The sequence below is a fragment of the Polaribacter sp. BM10 genome (assembly GCF_002005425.1).
GTDB lineage: Bacteria > Bacteroidota > Bacteroidia > Flavobacteriales > Flavobacteriaceae > Polaribacter > Polaribacter marinaquae.
This window is the reverse complement of the sequence record NZ_CP019704.1, coordinates 1,038,781-1,058,430: the sequence shown is the minus strand read 5'-3', so window position 1 is coordinate 1,058,430 and position 19,650 is coordinate 1,038,781. Positions and strand designations below refer to the sequence as shown.

Annotated in this window: 17 protein-coding genes; 16 read left to right on the top strand and 1 reads right to left on the bottom strand. The window is 30.3% G+C overall.

What is annotated here, in order from left to right:
* Positions 1-24 precede the first annotated feature (24 nt).
* The 10 genes from thiS to BXQ17_RS04655 all read left to right on the top strand — a co-directional run bounded on the left by thiS (position 25) and on the right by BXQ17_RS04655 (position 9,553).
* Positions 25-228 (top strand): sulfur carrier protein ThiS, encoded by a 204-nt coding sequence (gene thiS, locus BXQ17_RS04700; RefSeq protein ID WP_077809536.1) that lies wholly within the window; start codon positions 25-27, stop codon positions 226-228.
* An 18-nt stretch (positions 229-246) separates the two neighbouring features.
* Positions 247-2,103 carry a phosphomethylpyrimidine synthase ThiC gene (gene thiC / locus BXQ17_RS04695; protein WP_077809535.1) on the top strand — a complete coding sequence of 619 codons (1,857 nt, stop codon included), beginning with the start codon at positions 247-249 and terminating at the stop codon, positions 2,101-2,103.
* Positions 2,104-2,223: 120 nt separating this feature from the next.
* A complete protein-coding gene (locus BXQ17_RS04690; RefSeq protein ID WP_077809534.1) occupies positions 2,224-2,823 on the top strand; it encodes a thiamine phosphate synthase in 600 nt (199 codons plus the stop codon).
* A gap of 5 nt (positions 2,824-2,828) precedes the next feature.
* Positions 2,829-3,596: a hydroxymethylpyrimidine/phosphomethylpyrimidine kinase gene (locus BXQ17_RS04685; protein ID WP_077809533.1), complete on the top strand. Its 768-nt coding sequence runs from the start codon at positions 2,829-2,831 to the stop codon at positions 3,594-3,596.
* Positions 3,586-4,233: a thiamine phosphate synthase gene (gene thiE, locus BXQ17_RS04680; RefSeq protein ID WP_077809532.1), complete on the top strand. Its 648-nt coding sequence runs from the start codon at positions 3,586-3,588 to the stop codon at positions 4,231-4,233. Before BXQ17_RS04685 ends, thiE begins: the two co-directional genes overlap by 11 nt.
* 5 nt (positions 4,234-4,238) lie before the next feature.
* A complete protein-coding gene (locus BXQ17_RS04675) occupies positions 4,239-5,006 on the top strand; it encodes a thiazole synthase (RefSeq protein ID WP_077809531.1) in 768 nt (255 codons plus the stop codon).
* 3 nt (positions 5,007-5,009) lie between these two features.
* Positions 5,010-6,125: a 2-iminoacetate synthase ThiH gene (gene thiH, locus BXQ17_RS04670; RefSeq protein WP_077809530.1), complete on the top strand. Its 1,116-nt coding sequence runs from the start codon at positions 5,010-5,012 to the stop codon at positions 6,123-6,125.
* Between the two features lie 5 nt (positions 6,126-6,130).
* Complete coding sequence (gene moeB / locus BXQ17_RS04665) at positions 6,131-7,192, top strand: molybdopterin-synthase adenylyltransferase MoeB (RefSeq protein ID WP_077809529.1); 1,062 nt, start codon at positions 6,131-6,133, stop codon at positions 7,190-7,192.
* A 117-nt stretch (positions 7,193-7,309) separates the two neighbouring features.
* A complete protein-coding gene (gene typA, locus BXQ17_RS04660) occupies positions 7,310-9,082 on the top strand; it encodes a translational GTPase TypA (RefSeq protein WP_077809528.1) in 1,773 nt (590 codons plus the stop codon).
* Positions 9,083-9,175: 93 nt separating this feature from the next.
* On the top strand, positions 9,176-9,553 hold the full coding sequence (locus tag BXQ17_RS04655) for a hypothetical protein (RefSeq protein WP_077809527.1): 378 nt from the start codon (positions 9,176-9,178) through the stop codon (positions 9,551-9,553).
* A gap of 8 nt (positions 9,554-9,561) precedes the next feature.
* Here the strand turns inward: BXQ17_RS04655 and BXQ17_RS04650 are convergent, their stop codons facing one another.
* Complete coding sequence (locus BXQ17_RS04650) at positions 9,562-10,734, bottom strand: nitrate/nitrite transporter (protein ID WP_077809526.1); 1,173 nt, start codon at positions 10,732-10,734, stop codon at positions 9,562-9,564.
* Between the two features lie 84 nt (positions 10,735-10,818).
* Between BXQ17_RS04650 and BXQ17_RS04645 the strand changes: the two genes are divergently transcribed.
* The 6 genes from BXQ17_RS04645 (at position 10,819) to BXQ17_RS04620 (ending at position 19,647) form a co-directional block, all read left to right on the top strand.
* Positions 10,819-11,676, top strand: coding sequence for a hydroxymethylglutaryl-CoA lyase (locus BXQ17_RS04645; protein WP_077811350.1), 858 nt, complete (start codon positions 10,819-10,821; stop codon positions 11,674-11,676).
* Positions 11,677-11,826: 150 nt separating this feature from the next.
* Positions 11,827-14,133 (top strand): CHRD domain-containing protein, encoded by a 2,307-nt coding sequence (locus BXQ17_RS04640; protein ID WP_187661429.1) that lies wholly within the window; start codon positions 11,827-11,829, stop codon positions 14,131-14,133.
* Positions 14,134-14,225: 92 nt separating this feature from the next.
* Positions 14,226-15,728 (top strand): bifunctional UDP-sugar hydrolase/5'-nucleotidase, encoded by a 1,503-nt coding sequence (locus tag BXQ17_RS04635; RefSeq protein WP_187661428.1) that lies wholly within the window; start codon positions 14,226-14,228, stop codon positions 15,726-15,728.
* 98 nt (positions 15,729-15,826) lie between these two features.
* On the top strand, positions 15,827-17,017 hold the full coding sequence (locus BXQ17_RS04630; RefSeq protein ID WP_077809525.1) for a DUF4856 domain-containing protein: 1,191 nt from the start codon (positions 15,827-15,829) through the stop codon (positions 17,015-17,017).
* Positions 17,018-17,105: 88 nt separating this feature from the next.
* Positions 17,106-18,206: an imelysin family protein gene (locus BXQ17_RS04625; RefSeq protein WP_077809524.1), complete on the top strand. Its 1,101-nt coding sequence runs from the start codon at positions 17,106-17,108 to the stop codon at positions 18,204-18,206.
* 70 nt (positions 18,207-18,276) lie between these two features.
* Positions 18,277-19,647, top strand: coding sequence for an HTTM domain-containing protein (locus BXQ17_RS04620; protein ID WP_077809523.1), 1,371 nt, complete (start codon positions 18,277-18,279; stop codon positions 19,645-19,647).
* The last annotated feature ends 3 nt before the right edge of the window (positions 19,648-19,650 follow it).

Here is a 19,650-nt window from a genome sequence, read left to right as displayed (position 1 = left end):
TGGTTTACAGTAATATTTATACTTATGATTACTATAAATGTAAACCAAGAAAATCAACAATTTTCTGAAGAAATATCAATAGAAGAATTAATTTGTTTTTTGAAAATAAAAACAAACGGAATTGCTATTGCCGTTAATTCTAATGTTATAAAAAAAGAAAATTGGTCTTCTAATTTACTTCATAATAATGATAAAGTTTTAATCATAAAATCTACTCAAGGCGGATAAAACTTACAACTATAAAAAATGAAGAAAAAAGACACAGCACCAAGTAAAGGAATCACTAGAAATCCTTTTCCTAATTCAAAAAAAGTATATGTAAAAGGTAAACTGTATCCAAAAATTAAAGTAGCAATGCGCGAAATAGAATTAAGTGATACGGTAGATTCTATGACCAAGAAAAGAACAGCAAACGAGCCCGTTACTGTTTATGATACTTCTGGTCCGTATACAGATCCTACCAAAGAAATTAATATTCATAATGGTTTAGAAAGAATTAGAGAAGAGTGGGTCTTAGAAAGAAATGATGTTGAACAGTTAGATTCTTTTTCTTCTAAATATTGTAACGAACGTTTAAATGATAAAAGTTTAGATCATTTACGTTTTAATCATTTACAAAAACCACTAAGAGCAAAAAAGGGGCATAATGTTACACAATTACATTATGCTAAAAAAGGAATAATAACTCCAGAAATGGAATACATTGCAATTCGAGAAAACCAAAAAATAGATGAGATTACACGTTTGTCTAAACAACATCCAGGTCAAGATTTCGGTGCAAGTATTCCTGCAAAAATATCGCCAGAATTTGTTAGAGAAGAAGTGGCAAGAGGTAGAGCAGTAATTCCATCAAACATTAATCATCCAGAAGCAGAACCTATGATTTTAGGTCGTAATTTCTTGGTTAAAATTAATGCTAATATTGGTAATTCTGCTACTACTTCTTCTATAGAAGAAGAGGTAGAAAAGGCGGTTTGGGCTTGTCGTTGGGGTGCAGACAATATTATGGATTTATCTACCGGAAAAAATATTCATGAAACTAGAGAATGGATTATTAGAAACTCACCGGTTCCTGTTGGTACAGTCCCTATTTATCAAGCTTTAGAAAAAGTAAACGGAGTAGCAGAAGATTTAACTTGGGAGATTTTTAGAGATACATTAATAGAACAAGCAGAACAAGGTGTAGATTATTTTACAATTCATGCAGGTGTACGTTTACGTTATGTGCCAATGACAGCAAAAAGAATTACCGGTATTGTATCTCGTGGAGGTTCTATTATGGCAAAATGGTGTTTAGCACATCATAAAGAAAGTTTTTTATATACACATTTTGAAGAAATTTGTGAGATTATGAAAGCATATGATGTTGCTTTTTCTTTAGGAGACGGCTTAAGACCAGGTTCTATTGCTGATGCAAATGATGAAGCACAGTTTGCAGAATTAGAAACTTTAGGAGAATTAACTAAAATAGCAAGAAAGCACGAAGTACAATGTTTTATAGAAGGTCCTGGTCACGTGCCAATGCATATGATTAAAGCAAATATGGACAAGCAATTAGAAGCTTGTGACGAGGCTCCTTTTTATACTTTAGGACCTTTAACTACAGATATTGCACCAGGATATGACCATATTACATCTGGTATTGGCGCAGCTATGATTGGTTGGTTTGGTTGTGCAATGTTGTGTTATGTAACACCTAAAGAGCATTTAGGTTTACCGAATAAAGAAGATGTTAGAACTGGTGTGGTTACTTATAAATTAGCAGCACACGCTGCGGATTTAGCAAAAGGACATCCAGGTGCACAACACAGAGACGACGCTTTAAGTAAAGCACGTTTTGAGTTTAGATGGGAAGATCAGTTTAATTTAGGTTTAGATCCAGAATTAGCAAGAGAATATCATGATGAGACTTTACCAGCAGAAGGAGCTAAAATTGCACACTTTTGTTCTATGTGCGGTCCTAAATTTTGTTCAATGAAAATTTCTCAGGAAGTTCGAGATTTTGCAGCAGAAAATAAGGTAGAAGGAGATGAGGTTTTTGCAAAAGGAATGGAAGAAAAATCTAAAGAATTTAAAGATAAAGGTTCAGAAGTATATTTATAATATACTTTTGCCTTAAAAGGGCTTCTACGTCTTGGGGGAGACGTAGTTGAGCTTTTCTATTGTATAGATTGATTATTATTGAAATATTAAAAGGTGTTTTTTAGATAATTTTTACTACTTATGATAATACTTATTGCGCCAGAAAATGATATTTCTAATGAAATAGAAATTTTAGATACTTTGTTTAATGAAGGGTTAGAGTATTATCATTTAAGAAAACCCAATAAATCGAAAGAAGAATATTTACAATACTTAAACCAAATAGATACAGCTTTTCATTCTAAGATAGTTTTACATTATTATCATGAATTGATTCACGAATTTAATTTAAAAGGAATTCATTTTCAAGAGCAAAAGCGTAAAGATGTTTTAGAAATCGGAGCAGATTATTTATCTAATTTTAATTTGAAAGGTAAAACGATAAGCAGTTCTTTTCATGAGCCAAAAGAATTAGAAAGTTGTAAAATAAAATTTGATTACAATTTATTAAGTCCGGTTTTTTCTTCAATTTCAAAACAGGGTTATCAAGGTAGAGGTTTTGATGTAAATCATATTGATAAACCAATCATTGGTATGGGAGGCGTAAATAAAGAAACAATAGCAAAAGTTCTAGACTTAGGGTATAATGGTATCGGAGTTTTAGGTGGAGTTTGGAATGCGAAAAATCCTATTGAAAGTTTTAAAGGTATCAGAGATCAGTATAAAGTAGCTAAAGGTTAATTTTTATGTTAGATGATAACAACTTTATTTTAACTATTGCAGGCCTAGATCCATCTAGTGGTGCTGGTTTAACGGCAGATATAAAAACTTTTGAAGCACATGGATTATACGGTTTGTCTGTTTGCACAGCTGTAACCGTTCAGAATGACATTAATTTTAAACATTGTCTATGGATTGCAGAAGAGGTTATTATTAGTCAAATAGAAACTTTATTTGAAAGGTTTTCTATTGATGTAGTTAAAATAGGTGTTATCGAATCTTGGGAACGTTTATGTAACATTATAAATAAGTTAAAAGCGTTAAATGCATCCATAAAAATAATTTTAGATCCTGTTTTAAAAACTAGTAGTGGTTTTAATTTTCATACAAATCAAAATCTAATAATTTTAGAAAAAATACTTACATCTTGTTTTTTTATTACACCAAATTACGATGAAATTAAGGCTTTGTTCCCTAAAAAAGATATTGAAGAAACGATAGATTTTATGGCGAATAAAACAAACCTGTATTTAAAAGGCGGACACAGAAAAGAGCAGAAAGGTTTAGATGAGGTTTATTACAATAATTTGGTTCAGTTAAATATACCACCAATTGCAGAAAAAGTTTACGAGAAACATGGCAGCGGTTGTGTTTTATCATCTGCATTAGCTGCAAATATAGCTTTGGGTTTTGGTATAGATGATGCTTGTAGAAAAACAAAGTTATATACAGAACAATTTTTAAATTCTAATACAAGTTTATTAGGAAATCACAAAAATAGAAATGATAAGTAAATTACATTATATATCTCAAGGTAAATCACCAGAAGAGCATTTGCAAAATATTCAAAATGCATGCAGCTCTGGTGCAGAGACAGTTCAACTACGTTTAAAAAATGTAAAGGAAGATATTGTTTTAGAAACAGCTAAAAAGGTTAAAGAAATTACAGATAATTTTCAGACGAGATTAATTATAAACGACTATTACAAAGTTGCAATTGCCATAAAAGCAGATGGCGTTCATTTAGGTAAAACAGATGCTTGTCCTAATTTGGTTCGTAAAGAATTAGCGTCTTGGCAAATTATTGGTGGTACTGCAAACACTTTAAAAGATTGTGAAGTTTTAATAGACAAAAAAGTAGATTATATTGGTTTAGGTCCGTTTAGATTCACAAATACAAAAGAAAATTTAAGTCCGGTTTTAGGAGTAACGGGTTACAAAGTTATTTTAGAAGAATTAAAAACTACAGTGCCAATAATTGCAGTTGGTGGTATCACTTTAAACGATGTAGAGTCAATTATTGAAACAGGTGTTTACGGATTGGCTGTTTCATCAGAAATAACTAATAATTACAATGTAATTTCAAACTTTCATAAAATATTGCTTAAAGATAGAGCCCAAGAGCAAATATTTAAGTTTGATAAAAATTAAATAGCATGGAAAAATTAATAATTGCCGATAAAACATTTAATTCTCGTTTATTTACCGGAACAGGTAAATTTAGTTCGTCTAATTTAATGCAAGATGCACTATTAGAGAGTAAAAGCGAATTGGTTACGGTAGCATTAAAAAGGGTTGATGTGACGAATGAAGAGGATGATATTTTAATGCATCTAAATCATGAAAGAATTAATTTATTACCAAATACCTCTGGCGTTAGAAATGCTAAAGAAGCAGTTTTTGCTGCAGAATTATCTAGAGAAGCTTTACAGACAAATTGGGTAAAATTAGAAATTCATCCAGATCCTAGATATTTGTTGCCAGATCCGATAGAAACTCTAAAAGCTGCAGAAGAATTGGTTAAAAAAGGTTTTGTAGTAATGCCGTATATTCATGCAGATCCTGTTTTATGTAAACGATTAGAAGAAGTAGGTGTTCAATGTGTAATGCCTCTTGGTGCTCCGATTGGTAGTAATAAAGGTTTAAAAACGGTAGATTTTTTAGAAATTATTATCGAGCAATCGAATGTACCAGTTATTGTTGATGCAGGTATTGGTGCGCCTTCTCATGCAGCATTTGCAATGGAAATAGGTGCAGATGCAGTTCTTGTAAATACCGCAATTGCAGTTTCTAAAAATCCTGTGGCAATGGCAAACGCCTTTAGAATGGCAGTTGAAGCTGGTAGAATGGCTTTTGAAGCGAAGTTGGCTCCTGTAAATAAAAAAGCAGTTGCAAGTAGTCCGTTAACATCATTTTTAAATTAAAAGATGCGCAACTTTAAAACACTTTTTGATACTTATAATTGGACTGAAACTTTAAATAGTATTTACAATAAAACCAATAAAGATGTTGAGTTGGCGCTTTTAAAAGATAATCTAGATTTAGAAGATTTTAAGGCACTGTTGTCTCCGGCAGCAAAACCATATTTAGAGCAAATGGCCCAAAAAAGTCATGCACTTACTAAAAAGAGATTTGGGAATACAATACAAATGTATGCGCCCATGTATTTAAGTAACGAGTGTCAGAATATCTGTACGTATTGTGGTTTTAGTATGACCAATAAAATACCAAGAAGAACGCTAACAGATGCAGAAATTCTAAAAGAAGTTGCTTTTCTAAAAAAGAAAGGATATGATCATATTTTGTTAGTTACTGGCGAAGCAAATAAAACCGTTGGTGTAGATTATGTAAAAAATGCGATTCAATTAATACGCAGTAAATTTTCTAACATAACTATAGAAATTCAGCCTTTAAATACAGAAGATTACATTCTTTTAAAAGAAAATGGATTATATGCCGTACTTGTTTATCAAGAAACCTATCATAGAGAAGAATATAAAAAACATCACCCTAAAGGGAAGAAATCTAATTTTGATTATCGTCTAGATACACCAGATCGATTAGGTAAAGCCGGTGTGCATAAAATTGGTTTAGGCGCTTTATTTGGTTTAGAAGATTGGAGAGCAGATAGTTTTTTTACAGCTTTACACCTAAAATATTTACAGAAGACGTATTGGAAAACTAAATATTCGATTTCTTTTCCTCGATTAAGACCACATTCTGGTGGTTTAGAACCAAAAGTAGAAATGACGGATAAAGATTTAGTACAAACTATATGTGCATTTCGTTTGTTTGATGAAGATGTTGAATTATCTATGTCTACCCGAGAAAGTGAAATATTTAGAAATCATATCGTTAAATTAGGTATTACTTCTATTAGTGCCGAGTCTAAAACAAATCCTGGTGGATATTCTGTTGAACCACAATCTTTAGAACAATTCGAAATTTCTGATGAAAGAAGTACAGAAGATGTTGTAAAAATGTTAAAAAATAATGGTTTAGAGGTTGTTTGGAAAGATTGGGAACATTTTGAAAAGGTATAATTTATATGAATTTATCTACCGAAGAATATCAGCAATACAATCGTCATCTTATTTTAGATAAAATAGGAGAACAAGGACAATTAAAATTAAAAAAAGCAAAAGTTTTAGTAATTGGAGCTGGCGGATTAGGTTGCCCAGTTTTACAATATTTAAGCGCTGCAGGTGTTGGTAATATTGGTATTATTGATGACGATGTTGTAGATCAAAGTAATTTACAACGTCAAATTTTATATACTATTGATGATATTGGCTTGTCGAAAGCTAAAGTTGCCGCAAAAAGATTATCAGCATTAAATCCGTTTATTAATTTTAATGTTTATCAAGAAAAATTAACAAGACAAAATGCTATTGCTTTATTTAAAAAATACGATATTATTATTGACGGATCTGATAATTTTTCAACAAGATATTTAGCAAATGACGCAGCAGTTATTACAAACAAACCATTAGTTTACGGAGCAATTTTTAAATTTGAGGGCCAAGTAAGTGTTTTTAATTACAATAATAGTGCAACTTACAGATGTTTGTATCCAACGCCACCAAAGCCAGATGAATCGCCTAATTGTTCAGAAATTGGTGTATTAGGTGTTTTACCAGGTATTATTGGTAGTTTTCAAGCTAATGAAACGATAAAAATTATTTGTGGAATAGGAAATGTGTTATCAAATAAATTGTTGTTATATAATACATTAACAATGCAGCAAGTAACTTTAAATTATCAGAAAAACACTAAAATTAATATTCAGGAGTTAGAAGAGAATTATGATGTTTTCTGCGGAATAGAGTTCGACATTGAGGAAATTACTCTTACTTTTTTAGAAAGCAATATTTCTGATTATAATTTGTTAGATGTTCGAGAGGAAAGTGAAAGAAAACAATATCATATTGGTGGTCAACATATTCCTTTAAGTGATTTGAAATCAAGACTAGAAGAGGTAAATGTTGATAAAAGTTTAGTTGTTTATTGTAAATCAGGTGTAAGAAGTACAAAGGCTATCAGAATTTTAAAAGAGTATTTTCCTTCTTTAAAATTAATCAATTTAAAAGGAGGTTGTTTCGTAAAATAAAACACTATAATCTTCTCTTAGATATATTAATAGTTATTAGATAGTTAAACTTTTTTAGTTTGAAACCAATCTTTAAACTAAAAACACTACTTTTGCACGAAATTTAAGAACGCAAGAATGCAACCAATTAGAAACATCGCTATTATAGCCCACGTAGATCACGGTAAAACAACGTTAGTTGATAAAATTATAGATCAAGCAAAAATCTTAGACGAACGTAAAGAACGTACAGATTTATTGTTAGACAACAACGATTTAGAACGTGAAAGAGGAATTACGATTCTTTCTAAAAACGTATCTGTAAATTATAAGAACACAAAAATTAACGTAATTGATACTCCTGGTCACGCCGATTTTGGTGGAGAGGTAGAGCGTGTATTAAAAATGGCTGATGGTGTTTTATTATTAGTGGATGCATTTGAAGGGCCAATGCCACAAACTCGTTTTGTATTAGGTAAAGCCTTAGAATTAGGATTAACACCAATAGTAGTTGTAAATAAAGTAGATAAAGAAAACTGTACTCCAGATTTAGTTCATGAGAAAGTTTTTGATTTGATGTTTGCTTTAGAAGCAACAGAAGAGCAATTAGACTTTACTACAATTTACGGTTCTGCGAAGAACAATTGGATGTCTACAGACTGGAAAAATGAAACTGACAATATCGTACCTTTGTTAGATGCTGTATTAGAATCTATTCCAGAAACTAAATACAACGAAGGTACTGCACAAATGCAAATTACTTCTTTAGACTTTTCTGCTTTTACAGGTAGAATTGCAATCGGACGTGTGTTTAGAGGTGATTTAGAAGCTGGTAAAGATTACATGTTATGTAAAGCTGATGGTTCTACTAAAAAAGTTAGAATTAAAGAATTACATGTTTTTGAAGGAATGGGTAAAGTACAAGTAGATAAAGTACCTTGTGGTGATATTTGTGCAATTACTGGTGTAGAAGATTTTGAAATTGGTGATACAATTGCAGATTTAGAAAACCCAGAGGCATTACCAAGAACAGAAATTGATAAACCAACAATGAGTATGTTGTTTACTATTAACAACTCTCCGTTTTTTGGTAAAGAAGGTAAATTTGTAACATCTCGTCATTTGCGTGACAGATTGTTTAAAGAAATGGAAAAAAACCTTGCATTAAGAGTAGATACTACAGATTCTGAAGATAAATTTAACGTTTTCGGACGTGGAGTTTTACACCTATCTGTATTAATTGAAACAATGCGTAGAGAAGGATACGAATTGCAAGTAGGTAGACCACAAGTTATTTTAAAAGAAATTGACGGAGTGAAATGTGAGCCTTACGAGACTTTATCTATCGATGTTCCTGAAGATGTTGCTTCTAAAGCAATTAATTTAGTATCTCTTAGAAAAGGAGATTTATTAATCATGGAGCCTAAAGGAGATTTACAGCATTTAGAATTTACAATTCCTTCGAGAGGATTAATTGGTTTGCGTAATAAAATTTTAACTGCAACTGCAGGTCAAGCTATTATTAACCACCGTTTTTCTGAATATGGACCTTATAAAGGTGATTTCTCTGAAGATATTAAAGGTGCAATTGTATCATCTGCAGCAGGTAAAGCAACAGCTTATGCTATTGATAGATTACAAGATAGAGGTCGATTCTTTATCGATCCTAATCAAGATATTTATATTGGGCAGGTTGTAGGAGAAAACTCTAAAGCCGATGATATGGGTGTAAACTTAATTAAAGGTAAAAAATTAACTAACGTTCGTTCTTCTGGTACAGATGATAGTGTAAAAATTGCACCAAAAATTGATTTTTCTTTGGAAGAATGTATGGAGTATATTAAAGCTGATGAATATTTAGAAGTTACTCCAGAAAGCTTACGTATGCGTAAAATTAATTTTAGACCATAATAATATATTAAAATACCTTTTTGATTATAATAATCTAAGATTATTAATATCTTAAAAACGCCACTTTTTAGTGGCGTTTTTTATATTTGTACTATGAGTGAATTTATCCATTTTTTTGAAGTTTTAAAGGAAAGTATAACAAACGATGAGTTTGTAAAATTAACAGTAAGTAAACCTATTAGAAAAAGTGAAGGTTTATTAAATGTATATGCACGTTTGTTTAAAATTGATGACAAAGATGTTTTCGAATTAAAGTATCGTTATACAGATGATAATCAATTTAAGCAATTTACTTTAGAAGAATTAAAATCAGAATTAGAAAGTTTACTTATAAATAAATTTAGAACAGCTTGCTTATTTACTTTAAATGAAGATTTAATAGTACTTGTATCTAAAAAGAAACTTGTTTCTTACAGAGATAATGCACCAAGTTTTAAAAATAAATTACCAGAAATACCTTTACAATCTTAAGAATATAATTAGTTTTTAAAACTTTTACTTTTTAAAGCGATTAAACCTAGAATAGGGCCAATAGCTAGTATTAAGTATATAAATGTTGTGTTGGTTGTATGATATATATAACTAATTATTTGAATGCTTAAAATTGTAATGGCATAACCTATACAGTTTACTATTGTAAGAGCTGTACCTTTATCTTTTTTAGGGGCATTTTTAGCGATTAGCGTAGAAAATAGTGGTGAATCTGCAATAACAACCATTCCCCAAAATAATAGAAAACAAATAAAAATTATTGCATTATCAATCATAAAAAATAGGGGAGAAATCAAGCAACAAAAACAAGATAAAAGTAAAGACCAATAAGCTGTTTTTTTTGTACCAATTGCCGCCGCAACATTGCTACCAACAATACATCCAATACTTCCTATAGAAATAATAAAGAAAGATAATAATGGGATTTTAAAGTTAATATCATGTAAGTTAGAGTATGTAATTAAAAGTATCGGTACAAATGCCCAAAAAGTATATAGTTCCCACATATGTCCAAAATATCCAATAGCAGCATTTCTAAATTGAACATTTTTAAAAACTTTATAGCAAATTGAAATGTCTAATGCGGTTCCTTTTTTTCGAAATGGTCCGTTAGGAACTAAGGCAAATAATAGTAATCCACCAAAAATGGCTAATATCGAAATGAATAAAATAATATTTTGCCAAGAATAGTCTTGTAAACTATCTTTAAGTAGATGTGGTAAAGCAGTTCCTAACACTAAGGCACCAACTAAATAACCTAAAGATTTTCCCAACCCTTTTTCAAAATAATCCGTAGCAATTTTCATCCCAACAGGATAAATTCCTGCTAAGAAAAATCCTGTTAAGAATCTTAATAAAAGTAAGCTAAATAATGTGTTTTCATTAAAAATTAAACAACCATTAAAAACTGCGCCTAAAGAGGCACAAAAGAAAAATACTTTAGAAGGCGAGAATCTATCTGCTATAGAAAGTAGTGCAAATAACAATGTTCCTAAAATAAAACCAAATTGAACTGCAGAAGTTAAATTTTCTAAGGCATTAGTTTTTAAATTGAAGTTATCTATTAAATCTGTTAATACGGCATTGCTTGCAAACCATAAAGACGTGCAACAGAATTGAGAAATAACAATTATAAAAAGAACAAATTTGTGATGTTTCATTTAAAAAGCAAATTTATTGAAAAGAATGTAATATTCAATTTAAAATTAACATTGAAATCAGTTTGTTTTTTTATCTTTGATTTGATGAAAAAAGTCAAAATTATAGAATGTCCTAGAGATGCAATGCAAGGTATAAAATCTCATTTTATTGCAACCGAGCAAAAAGCATTATATATAAATTCACTTTTAAATGTTGGTTTTGATACTATTGATTTTGGTAGTTTTGTATCTCCAAAAGCTATTCCGCAAATGCGAGATACGGCAGCTGTTTTATCAAAATTAGACTTATCGAAAACAGATAGTAAATTATTAGCGATTATCGCAAATATTAGAGGTGCAAATGATGCTTCTGTTTTTGAAGAAATAGATTATTTAGGATATCCATTTTCTATTTCAGAAAACTTTCAAATGCGTAATACGCATAAAACAATAGCCGAATCTTTAGAAACCTTAGATGCGATTTTAAACATTGCAGATAAGTCTAATAAAGAAGTTGTAGCTTATTTATCAATGGGATTTGGTAATCCGTACGGGGATCCTTGGAATGTTGAAATAGTAGGTGAGTGGACAGAAAAATTATCTAAAATGGGCGTTAAAATTTTATCGCTTTCAGATACTATTGGTAGTTCTACACCAGATGTTATAGAATATCTATTTTCAAATTTAATTCCAGAATACTCAAATATAGAATTTGGGGCGCATTTACATACAACACCAGATAAATGGCACGAAAAAGTGAACGCAGCATTTAAAGCTGGTTGTAATAGGTTTGATGGCGCTATTAAAGGTTACGGAGGTTGCCCAATGGCAAAAGACGACTTAACAGGTAACATGCCAACAGAAAAATTATTATCTTATTTTACTACAGAAAAAGCTTTTACAAATATAAAGCCGATGAGTTTTGAAAGCGCTTACAATAAGGCTTTAGAAACTTTCTTATAAATTTAAAACTTCTTAAAGTTTCTCAATTACTGTTAATTATCTTAAAGTTACGTTAATTTTTTATTTGAGTTACTGTTTAATTTAAATAAGTCAATTTTTCAATATTTTTTTGTTTAACTTTGATTCAAAATAATTAAACAAAATAATATTATGAAAAAAATTAACTTAATTTTATTATTCTTATCATTTGCATTTTACAATTGTAATAATGAAGATGATTTCGATTACAAATTTTACACACCAACGGGAAACTCTATTACTTACAACCTTGGTACTAAGGATGTATCAGGAATCTCAGGTAAAGTTTCTTTTGTAGAGAACCAAGATGCTTCTATTAACATCAATATTTCTCTAGATGGAACGCCAGAAGGAGGACAGCATCCAGCTCATATTCACTTCAATACTGCAGCTGAAGGCGGTGATATTGCTTTATCTCTTGGAAGTGTAAGTGGTAGCAGTGGTAAGAGCACTATAAACGTTACTGCTTTAGATGATGGTACACCTATAACTTTCTCTGAACTTTTGGAATTTAATGGTTATATAAACGTTCATTTAAGTAAAGATGAATTAGGAACCATTGTTGCACAAGGTGATATAGGACAAAATGCCCTAAAACCAAATGCTATTGTTTATGATTTAGGTGAAAAAGATGTAGCGGGTATTTCTGGAACAGCAACTTTTTCTGAAAGAAAAAATGGAAGCATATTAGCAGAGTTAGATATTCAGAATACTCCAGAAGGCGGAGAACACCCAGCTCATATACATGCAAATACAGCACTAGAAGGAGGTGGTATACTATTGTCTTTTACACCAGTGAATGGAGATACTGGGAAAAGCTTTACAAATTTTACAGCATTAGATGATGGAACAGCATTAAGTTTTTCTGATATACAAAACTTAGATGCTTACATTAACGTTCATTTAAGTGCAACACAACTTTCTACAATTGTATCTCAAGGTGATATTGGTGTGAATGATTTAACAGGAAATACTAAGGAATATGATTTAGGAGAAAAAGATGTGACTGGTATTTCTGGAACAGCAACTTTTTCTGAAAGAGTTAACGGAGAAGCTTTAGCTACTTTAGATATTATGAATACACCTGCGGGTGGAATGCATCCAGCACATATTCATGCTAATACAGCTGTAGAAGGCGGTTCAATATTATTTTCTTTTAATCCAGTTAATGGAGATACAGGAATGAGTATGACAAATGTATCTACTTTTGACGATGGATCTTCTTTTATGTATGCTGACATAGCAGAATTAGATGGTTACATTAATGTTCATTTAAGTTCAACTCAATTATCTACAATTGTAGCCCAAGGAGATATAGGTCAGAATGACTTAACAGGAAATACAACAATGTACGATTTAGGCGAGAAAGATGTAGCGGGAATTTCTGGCACTGCAACTTTTTCGGAAAGAGTTAACGGAGAAGCTTTAGCTACTTTAGATATTATGAATACACCTGCGGGTGGAATGCATCCAGCACATATTCATGCCAATACAGCCGTAGAAGGTGGTGCAATATTATTTTCTTTTAATCCAGTAAATGGAGATACAGGAATGAGTATGACAAATGTATCTACTTTTGATGATGGATCTTCTTTTATGTATGCTGACATAGCAGAATTAGATGGTTATATTAATGTTCATTTAAGTTCAACTCAATTATCTACAATTGTAGCTCAAGGAGATATAGGTCAGAATGACTTAACAGGAAATACAACAATGTACGATTTAGGCGAGAAAGATGTAGCGGGAATTTCTGGTACTGCAACTTTTTCGGAAAGAGTTAACGGAGAAGCTTTAGCTACTTTAGATATTATGAATACACCTGCGGGTGGAATGCATCCAGCACATATTCATGCCAATACAGCCGTAGAAGGTGGTGCAATATTATTTTCTTTTAACCCGGTAAATGGAGATACAGGAATGAGTATGACAAATGTATCTACTTTTGATGATGGTTCTTCTTTTGTTTATGCTGATATTACAAATTTAGATGCTTACATCAATGTTCATTTAAGTGCAACTCAACTTTCTACAATTGTAGCTCAAGGAGACATTGGTAAAAACGATTTAACATCAGAAAGTAAGGTGTATACCTTGGCAGAAAAAGATGTAGCAGGTATTTCTGGTACTGCAACTTTTTATAAAAGAATTGATGGTTCTGCATTGGCAGTATTAAATATTATGAATACACCAGCAGGTGGAATGCATCCAGCACATATTCATGAAAATGATGCAGCTACTGGTGGACCAATCGCTTTTAGCTTTTCTCCTGTAAATGGAGATACAGGAATGAGTATGTCTCAAGTAGAAACTTTAGATGACGGTACTGCAATTACTTATGATGAAATTTTAACTTTTGATGGTTATATTAACGTACATTTAAGTGCATCTCAGTTGGGAACTATTGTTGCTCAAGGTAATATAGGTTCTAATGAATAATTAGGTGTCTAACATAATAATTCTAAAACCCATCATTTTTTTGATGGGTTTTCTTATTTTATGTTGTTACTTTTGAAACAAAAATTATCATCATGAAATTTTATATAAAACTGCTTCTTTTATTGTTATTAATTTTTTTTACAGATTGCAAAAAAGACGATTCTAAAATAGATTTTACATTTTTACAATTGAATGATGTTTATGAAATTGCGCCAATTCAGGGCGGTGAATATGGCGGAATGGCAAGAGTAGAAACTATTCATCAAGAGCTTTTACAAGAAAATGAAAATACCATGCTTTTTATGGCAGGTGATTTTTTGAATCCGTCTTTATTGGGAACAATAAAAGTAGACGGAAAAAGAGTAAAAGGAAAGCAAATGGTAGAAGTAATGAACGCCATGAATTTCGACTTGGTTGCCTTCGGTAATCATGAATTTGATCTTTCTAAAGATGAATTGCAGCAAAGATTAAATGAAAGTACTTTTCCTTGGATTTCTGCAAACGTAAAAATGAAAACTAAAGAAGCTGCAGTTTTATATTACAAAGAAAAGAATGGTAAAAAAGAAAATGTTAACGAAACTTTTATAAAAGAGTTTACAGACAAAGATGGCACAAAAATTAAAATTGGTTTTATAAGTGTTTGTATTCCTTCTAATCCTAAAGAATATGTAGAGTATGGTAACATGTTTATAAAGGCAAGAGCCTCTTATGCAGCTTTAAAAGACAAAGTTGATATAGTTTTTGGTTTAACACATGTAAAACTTGCAAACGATAAAAAAATTGCAAAATTAATTCCAGACTTGCCTTTAATAATGGGAGGTCACGAACATACTAATAGCAACAACTTTGTAGGAAATGTTCAAATATCTAAAGCAGATGCTAATGCCAAAACCGTTTACATCCATAGAATTTCTTATGACAAAAAAACAAAGAAAACTACAATTCAATCAGAATTAAAAGAAATAAATAGTTCTATTAAAGAAAATAAAAAGGTTAAAGAAATTGTTGCGTACTGGCAATCTATTTTAGATGAAAAAATTAAGCTAGTTATTAAAAAACCTAATGAAATTATTTACAATACTAAAATTCCTTTAGATGGTAGAGATACACCAATAAGAAGTAGACAAACCAATTTAGGACAATTGATTACAAGCGCAATGTCTTTTGCATATAATGATAAAATTGATGCAGCAGTTGTAAACGGTGGTTCTATTCGAATTGATGATGTTTTAGTTGGAGATATTTCTCCGATAGATATTTTTAGAGTTTTACCTTATGGCGGACCAATTTTAAAAGTTAAAATTAAAGGAAGCTTACTAAAAAGAGTTTTAGATTATGGTGAACTTGCCGCAGGTACAGGAGCTTATTTGCACCGACATAATATCAAATTAAAAGAAACTAATTGGTTTATAAACAAAGAACCAATCGATTTAAATAAAACCTATACAGTTGCCTTTTCAGATTACTTATTAAAAGGTTTCGACATTCCTTTTTTATCAGAAAAGAATATAGAAGTTCTTGAAATTTATAATCCTAAAGAAAATGAAATAGCTATAGATGTTAGAAAAGCGTTGGTTGCTTACTTAAAACAATAAATTTTATTTTAATTTATTCTAAATAAGCTTTGTTAAATTAGATTTGGGTAGTATATTTGCAAAAAAATAAAATACTATTTTAAACTAATCTAAATAAAATGAAAAAAGTTTTTTTGACTTTAGCCGTTGCTGTATCAATAATATCTTGTAATAATAATGATAGTGATAACGGAATTGAAACAGTTGTTCCAGCGACTTATAACTTCAAAAGAAACGGAGAAAGTACAGTAAGTTATAGCGGGCAAACTACTAGAATTAGAATGGCAGATGAGTTTGCATCGGCTCTTTTATCTACTTCAGAAACTATTGCTAGTCTTAAAGGTAAATTTGCTCATGCAGAAGGTGATAATGACTTTACAGAGACAGAATTAAACGCATCTTCAAAAAATATTAGAAGTAAAACTGCTGCATCAACAGATTTTTATGCTAGTAATACTACAGATGCATTAGCAATTAAAGCTGAATTTGATAGTTGGATAGAAGCACAAGTAAATGAAGTTTTTCCTAATTGGAGTGCAGATGCTTCTGCTGGTGTAGCTGGTCAAATTCAAGAAGCTGGTGGTGGGGCTATACGATATGTAAATGCGAAAGGATTAGAATATAACCAGTTAATTACAAAAAGTTTAATTGGTGGTTTAATGACAGATCAAATAGTAAACAACTATTTAAGTGTTGCTGTTTTAGATGAAGCTACAAATGTTGAAGATAATGATGCTAATGTTTTATTAAGTGGCAAAAATTATACAAACATGGAGCATAAATGGGATGAGGCTTTTGGTTATTTATACGGTAACGAAACTGATGCTACTTCACCTGAATTAAATCAAGACGGATACTTAAATAAATATTTAAGTAGAGTAGAAGGTGATACAGATTTTACGGGTATTGCTCAAGCTATTTACAATGCGTTTAAACTAGGTAGAGCTGCAATAGTATCGGGTGATTATGATACTAGAAATGTACAAGCAGAAATATTAAGAGAAAAAATATCTGAAGTTATTGCCATAAGAGCAGTCTATTATTTACAACAAGGTAAAACTAAATTAGAAAATGATAAAGCCAGTGCTTTTCATGATTTATCAGAAGGTTTAGGATTTGTTTATAGTTTACAATTTACAAGAAAACCAAACAGTAGTGAATCTTACTTTACAAAAGAAGAAGTAGATAACTATATGTCAACTTTATTAGCAGGTAATGGTTTTTGGGATGTTTCAACAACAACTTTAGATGAAATTTCTGCTACAATTGCTGCAAAATTTAACTTTACAGTTGCACAGGCAGGTTCTTAAAATACATCATAAATTGCAGTATAAAAAGTAAACATATTACCTACTTTTTCGTATTTTTGTATCTTTATTTAGAATAAATAGAAATAAAATGATTAAAAAATTTTCTTTACTTATTATAGTAATACTTACAATGAGTGCTTGTTCTTCATCAGAAGGTGGTGAACAATTAATTACAGATAGTTTTGATAGAGGAGCGATGTTGGTAAATATTGCTGATAATATAATTATTCCTGCTTATGAAGATTTTAACGCTAAAATGAATTCTCTTAAGTCTGCAGGTGATAGTTTTGTGGCAAACCCTAATCAAACAAATTTAGATAGTTTTAGAACTGCTTGGTTAACAGCTTATAAAAATTGGCAGTATGTAGAAATGTTTAATATTGGCAAAGCAGAAGAATTGCAGTATTCTTTTTACATGAATATTTACCCTTTAACAGTTAGCGATGTAGAAGAAAATATAGCGAATGGTAGTTACGATCTAAATAATGTAAATAATCATGATGCTCAAGGTTTTCCGGCGTTAGATTATTTATTATATGGTGTAGATGATACTGATGCTAAAATATTAGAAAAATATACTACAGCTACTAATAACGATAATTACAAGAAGTATATTACAGATGTTTTAAATCAAATGTCAACTCTAACAAATGCAGTTGTTTCAGATTTTAAAACGCAGAGAGATACATTTGTTGTAAGTACGCAAAATACTGCAACTAGCGTAGTTAATAAGTTAATAAATGATTATATTTTTTATTACGAAAAAGGTTTAAGAGCTAATAAATTTGGAATTCCTGCAGGTGTTTTTTCTAACACAACTTTGCCAAACAAAGTAGAGGGTTTTTATAAAAATGATGTTTCTAAAGAACTTTCTTTGGAAGCTTTAACGGCTGTTAAAAATTTATTTGAAGGTACATCTTACAAAGGTAATTCAAATGGCTTAAGTTTTAAAAATTACTTAATTCAACTAGAAAGAGAAGATATTGCAAGCGCTATAACAACTCAATTGACGGCAGCTACATCAGAAATTAATAAATTAGATAATAGTTTTACTGTTCAAGTAAATTCAGATAATACTGCAATGACAAAATCTTATGATGAGTTACAAAAAGTAGTCGTTTATTTTAAAGTTGATATGCTACAGGCTTTCAATATAAATGTAGATTATGTTGATGCAGATGGTGATTAATAAAATAATAATTAATTAAAAATAGATTCCTAATTTTCAGTTGAAATTCAATTGAAAATTAGGTTTTTTTATGTTAAAAAATAAAAATACATATAACTTTACCCAACAAACAAGTGCAGCTCCTTTAGCTGTATTTCGTTTGTTTTTTGGTGTAATGATGTTTGCAAGTATTATTAGATTCTGGGCAAACGGTTGGATTGAAAAACTTTATTTACAACCTAAATTTCATTTTTCTTATTTCGGATTAGACTTTATAAAACCGATTGGTAATTACACATATATAGTATTTATTATTTGTGCAATTTCTGCATTAATGGTTGCTGTAGGTTACAAGTATAGATTCGCTATTGTAACCTTTTTCTTATCATTTTTGTACATAGAATTAATGGACAAAACTACTTATTTAAATCATTATTATTTTATAACAATACTTAGTTTTTTATTAATTTTCTTACCAGCAAACGCCTATTTTTCTATAGACAGTTTTCAAAAGAAAAAACAGTATTTAAAGGTTTCTACTTGGACAATAGATAGTATAAAAATTCTATTATCAATAGTTTATTTTTATGCAGGTTTGGCAAAAATAAATTCAGATTGGTTGTTTAGAGCAATGCCTTTAAAAATATGGTTGCCTTCTAAATACGACTTACCATTTATAGGAGGTAATTTGATGCAACAAAATTGGTTTCATTTTGCAATGAGTTGGTCTGGATTAATCTATGATTTGGCAATTCCTTTTTTACTCTTATACAAAAGAACAAGATATATTGCATTTCTATTTGTAATCATTTTTCATGTTTTTACAAGAGTTCTTTTTCCTATTGGTATGTTTCCTTTTATAATGATTGTGTCTGCATTAATATTTTTTGATGCACCTTTTCATCAAAAAATCATCAATTTTATAAATAATTATTTGCCAAAAAACAATATTCAATCCTTTGATAAATATAGCTTTAGTAAAACAAAAGTAGCATTTATAAAGCCAGTTTTAATTGTGTTTTTTGTTTTGCAAATTCTAATTCCGTGGAGATATTTATTGTACCCAGGAGAGTTATTTTGGACCGAAGAAGGCTACAGATACTCGTGGCGAGTTATGTTAATGGAAAAAGCTGGTAATACTACATTTAGAATAAAAGATTTAAACACAGGAAATTACTTTCGTGTAGAAAACTCAGATTTTTTAACTTCATTTCAAGAAAAACAAATGAGTTATCAACCAGATTTTATTTTAGAATATGCTCATTTTCTTGGAAATCATTTTACAAAGCAAGGTTATAAAAATATTGGAGTTTTTGCAGATAGTTATGTTGCATTAAACGGCAGATTAAGCACTAAGTTTGTAGATGAATCCGTAAATTTGTACCGCAAAGATTTAGCAACATTTAAACCTATCGATTGGATACTTCTTTTTCAATCAAATATAAAAATTAAAGGTATTTAAGTA